Origin of the sequence: Streptomyces alkaliphilus (assembly GCF_014141535.1) — a bacterium.
Lineage (GTDB): Bacteria > Actinomycetota > Actinomycetes > Streptomycetales > Streptomycetaceae > Streptomyces > Streptomyces alkaliphilus.
In genome coordinates this window covers 1-4,140 of record NZ_VKHT01000442.1, presented here as the reverse complement: position 1 = coordinate 4,140, position 4,140 = coordinate 1, and the positions used below count along the sequence as shown (strand labels likewise).

The following is a 4,140-nucleotide window of genomic DNA, read 5'->3' as shown; positions in this document are numbered from 1 at the left end:
GACCCCCGTCGATCCCCGACGCCGCTCGGCACGAACAGTCCCGAACGGCATCGCACCGCACAGCCCAACCGGGTACCCCGCCCCCTCACCCCTGGAGTTCGACCATCATGGCCATCGAGGTCCGCATCCCGACCATCCTGCGCACCTACACCGACGGCGCGAAGGCCGTCACCGGCTCCGGCTCCACCCTCTCCGAGCTGTTCGCGGACCTGGACGCCAACCACCCGGGCATCCGGGAGCGGCTGGTGGAGAAGGACGAACTGCGCCGCTTCGTGAACGTCTACCTCAACGACGAGGACGTGCGCTTCCTCGACGGCATCAACACGAAGGTGGCCGACGGCGACAGCGTGACGATCCTGCCGGCCGTCGCCGGGGGCATGCGCTGATGCGCTTCGACTCCCCCCTCGCGGCGGTCGGCAACACCCCGCTGGTCCGCCTCCCGCGCCTGTCCCCCTCACAGGACGTGCGGATCTGGGCCAAGCTGGAGGACCGCAATCCCACCGGGTCGATCAAGGACCGTCCCGCCCTGCACATGATCGAGCAGGCGGAGAAGGAGGGGCGGCTCACCCCGGGGTGCACCATCCTCGAGCCGACCTCCGGGAACACCGGCATCTCGCTGGCGATGGCGGCCCGCCTCAAGGGCTACCGCATCGTCTGCGTCATGCCGGAGAACACCTCCCGCGAGCGTCGCGAGCTGCTGTCGATGTGGGGCGCGGAGATCATCTCCTCGCCGGCGGCGGGCGGCTCCAACACCGCCGTGCGGCTCGCCAAGGAACTGGCCGCCGAGCACCCCGACTGGGTGATGCTCTACCAGTACGGCAACCCCGACAACGCCGGGGCCCACTACAGCGGCACCGGACCGGAGATCCTCGCCGACCTGCCGTCCGTCACCCACTTCGTCGCCGGACTGGGCACCACCGGCACGCTGATGGGCGTCGGCCGCTACCTGCGCGAGCACAAGCCGGACGTGGCGATCGTCGCCGCCGAACCGCGCTACGACGACCTGGTGTACGGCCTGCGCAACCTCGACGAGGGGTTCGTCCCCGAGTTGTACGACGCGGAGATCCTCACCACCCGGTTCTCCGTCGGCTCCGCCGACGCCGTCGCCCGCACCCGCGAACTCCTCTCGCAGGAGGGCATCTTCGCGGGCATCTCCACGGGCGCCGTGCTGCACGCGGCGATCGGGGTCGGCCGCAAGGCGGTGCGCGCCGGGGTCCCCGCCGACATCGTCTTCGTGGTCGCCGACGGAGGATGGAAGTACCTCTCCACCGGCGTCTACACCGCCGAGTCCACCGAGGCGGCGGTGGAACTCCTGCACGGTCAGCTCTGGGCCTGAGCCCTCGCCCGTCGGGGTCCGATCCGTCCGGATCGGACCCCGACGCGTGTCCGGGGCCGGGATCGGTGCCCGAAGGTTGCACCCTTCCGGGGGACCCGCCGGGCGCCGGGCGCGGGATCACCGAACGCCGTCCCGCCCGCGCGTACAGTCACCACCGGGCGGCCCGGCCCCCGACCCGCCACCCGGTGGGAACCGGTGGCCCGTCGCCCCGGGAAGGACCAGCGGGCAGCGAACGCGGGAGCGGCCGGTGAGCACGGTGAGCACGTACTGTCGGGAGACCACGGACGCCGGTCCGCCCCCGCTGCTCGGCGGCCGGCCGGACCGTCGGCGCCCGCTGCGCGCCCTCCTCGCCCGGGACGGACCGCTGCGCCGGCTGGACCACTCGCTGCTGCTGGCCTCCCTCGCCCTGACCGCGTTGGGCACCGTCCTGGTCTTCTCCGCCACCCGTGGCCGGGATCACCTCACCGGCGGGGACCCGTACCACTTCCTGCTCCGGCACTGTCTGAACATCCTCATCGGTCTGGTGTTGGCCGCCTTCGTGGTGCGGATCGGCCACCGCCGTCTGCGGGACGTGGCGCCGGTGCTCTACGGCGTCTCCGTCGTGCTCACCGCCCTGGTCCTCACCCCGTTGGGCAGCACGGTCAACGGCGCCCGGCGCTGGATCGAGATCGGCGGGGGCTTCGCCTTCCAACCCTCCGAACTGGTCAAGGTCGCCGTCATCCTCGCCGCCGCGGCACTGGTGGCCTCCCGGGCCGAGGCGGCGAGCCGTCGTCGACCCGGTGAGCAGTGCCCACCGGACGCCGTCACCGTGGTCGCCGTGCTCGTCCTGGTGGCTCTGCCGGCGGTGCTGGTGCTGCTGACCCCGGACCTCGGCCAGACCCTCGGCCTGATCGCCATCGCCCTGGCGCTGCTCACCGCCGCCGGCGCGCACCGGGTGTGGATTCTCGGGCTCATCGCGGCGGGCGTCGCCGGGGCGGTGGCGGTCTGGCAGCTCGGGGTGCTCGACGAGTACCAGATCAACCGGGTCGCGGCCTTCGCCAACCCCGAACTCGACCCCGCCGGGGTGGGGTACAACACCCACCAGGCGCGCATCGCGATCGGGGCCGGCGGGCTCACCGGCATGGGGCTCTTCCAGGGCAGTCAGACGATCGGACAATTCGTGCCCGAGCAGCACACCGACTTCATCTTCACCGTCGCGGGGGAGGAGCTCGGCTTCGTCGGCGGCGCCACGATCATCCTCCTGCTGGGGGTGGTGATGTGGCGGGCCCTGCGCATCGCCCGGGACTGCCCCGACCTGTACGGGACGGTCCTGGCCGCCGGGATCGCCGGGTGGCTCGCCTTCCAGACCTTCGAGAACATCGGGATGTCCCTGGGGATCATGCCGGTCACCGGCCTGCCGCTGCCGTTCCTGTCCTACGGCGGTTCCTCGATGTTCGCGGTGTGGATCGCGGTGGGGCTGCTGCAGGCGATCCACCTGCAAACCACGGCCCGACGCTGAGCCGCCGGTTGTTCCGCCCCACCGGTCGACCTCCCCCCGGCGGCCGATGCGAACCCGCCGTCGAACACCGTTCCCCCGCCGGGGGGATGGGGGGCGGCCGGGTGGCGAACACCCTCCCCGGGCTGGTGATTCCGCCCACACCGCCCCCTTCGTGCCGCCCGTCCGGCCCACCACAGCCGTACAGTCGTTGGACCCCACCACGGAGGTCCCCAGGCCCATGAAGCTCACCGTTGTCGGCTGCTCGGGATCGTTCCCGTCCGCGGACTCGGCTTGCTCCTGCTACCTCATCGAGGCCGAGGGCTACCGTCTGCTGCTGGATCTGGGCAACGGCGCCCTCGGCGAACTGCAGAAGTACACCGGACTGTACGACATCGACGCGATCGTCCTCAGCCACCTGCACCCCGACCATTTCATCGACATGTGCGGCTACTTCGTGGCCCGCTACTACCGGCACGAGGGCGGTCGCTGCGCCCCCATCCCGGTGTACGGGCCGGCCGGCACCGAGCACCGACTCAACACCGCCTACGAGGACACCCCCACCGAGAAGTCGATGAGCGAGGTCTTCGACTTCCGCACCCTCCACCACGGCGAGTCCCTGAAGCTGGGCCCGCTGGCCATCGACGTCTCCCGGGTCCGCCACCCGGTCGAGGCATACGGCTTCCGGGTGGAGCACGAGGGGCGCGTCCTCACCTACTCCGGCGACACCGGCCCCTGTCGGGAGGTGGAGGACCTGGCCCGCGACGCCGATCTGTTCCTGTGCGAGGCCGCCTTCACCGACGGCAAGGAGAACCTCCCGGACATCCACATGACCGGCCGCGAGGCGGGGGAGAGCGCCCGGGCCGCCGGCGTCCGTCGGCTCGTGCTCACCCACATCCCGCCCTGGACGGACACCGAGGTCAACCTCCGGGACGCCCGGGCGGTGTTCGACGGACCGGTCGAGGCGGCCCGGCCCGGCGCCGTCCACACCTTCTGAGACCGTCCGAACCGGCCGGGCCCCCGGCCCCGGTGCCCCGACCGCCGGTCGGGGCACCGGGGCCGCCCCCATGGGGACGGGCCGGCGGTCGGATGACGGCCGCGGGTCAGCCCCGCGGGGGCCGCTCGCCCTCCGCCGAGGGGCCCGGGGTGCCCGGGGTGTCCGGCTCCCCGGTGTCGGCGCCCTCACCCGGCCCGTCGACGGGAGCGCGGTCCGCCCCCTCGCGATCCACCGTCCCGGTCCCGGCATCGGGCTCCGGTGAGGGCGCCGGCACACTTCCCGCGCCGCTGTTCCCCGCGCCGCTGTTCCCCGCGCCGGCCCGCGAGCCCCCAC

Annotated in this window: 4 protein-coding genes and 1 pseudogene; 4 read left to right on the top strand and 1 reads right to left on the bottom strand. The window is 72.8% G+C overall.

Annotated elements, in window-relative coordinates; translation table 11 throughout:
- Positions 1–107 precede the first annotated feature (107 nt).
- The 4 genes from FNQ90_RS14595 to FNQ90_RS14580 all read left to right on the top strand — a co-directional run bounded on the left by FNQ90_RS14595 (position 108) and on the right by FNQ90_RS14580 (position 3,807).
- Positions 108–386 (top strand): MoaD/ThiS family protein, encoded by a 279-nt coding sequence (locus tag FNQ90_RS14595; protein WP_143617614.1) that lies wholly within the window; start codon positions 108–110, stop codon positions 384–386.
- Complete coding sequence (locus FNQ90_RS14590; RefSeq protein WP_182606778.1) at positions 386–1,336, top strand: PLP-dependent cysteine synthase family protein; 951 nt, start codon at positions 386–388, stop codon at positions 1,334–1,336. The genes FNQ90_RS14595 and FNQ90_RS14590 overlap by 1 nt, the downstream gene beginning before the upstream one ends.
- Positions 1,337–1,637: 301 nt before the next feature.
- Positions 1,638–2,834: a rod shape-determining protein RodA gene (gene rodA / locus FNQ90_RS14585; protein WP_182606779.1), complete on the top strand. Its 1,197-nt coding sequence runs from the start codon at positions 1,638–1,640 to the stop codon at positions 2,832–2,834.
- A gap of 217 nt (positions 2,835–3,051) precedes the next feature.
- Positions 3,052–3,807 (top strand): MBL fold metallo-hydrolase, encoded by a 756-nt coding sequence (locus FNQ90_RS14580; protein WP_143617609.1) that lies wholly within the window; start codon positions 3,052–3,054, stop codon positions 3,805–3,807.
- A 106-nt stretch (positions 3,808–3,913) separates the two neighbouring features.
- Here the strand turns inward: FNQ90_RS14580 and FNQ90_RS27425 are convergent.
- Positions 3,914–4,140 (bottom strand): annotated as a pseudogene (locus FNQ90_RS27425) (S1 family peptidase); the annotation flags it as partial.

Coding starts and splice junctions, on each gene's coding strand:
- FNQ90_RS14595 (WP_143617614.1), top strand. CDS start 108: ATGGCCATCGAGGTCCGCATCCCGACCATCCTGCGCACCTACACCGAC.
- FNQ90_RS14590 (WP_182606778.1), top strand. CDS start 386: ATGCGCTTCGACTCCCCCCTCGCGGCGGTCGGCAACACCCCGCTGGTC.
- FNQ90_RS14580 (WP_143617609.1), top strand. CDS start 3,052: ATGAAGCTCACCGTTGTCGGCTGCTCGGGATCGTTCCCGTCCGCGGAC.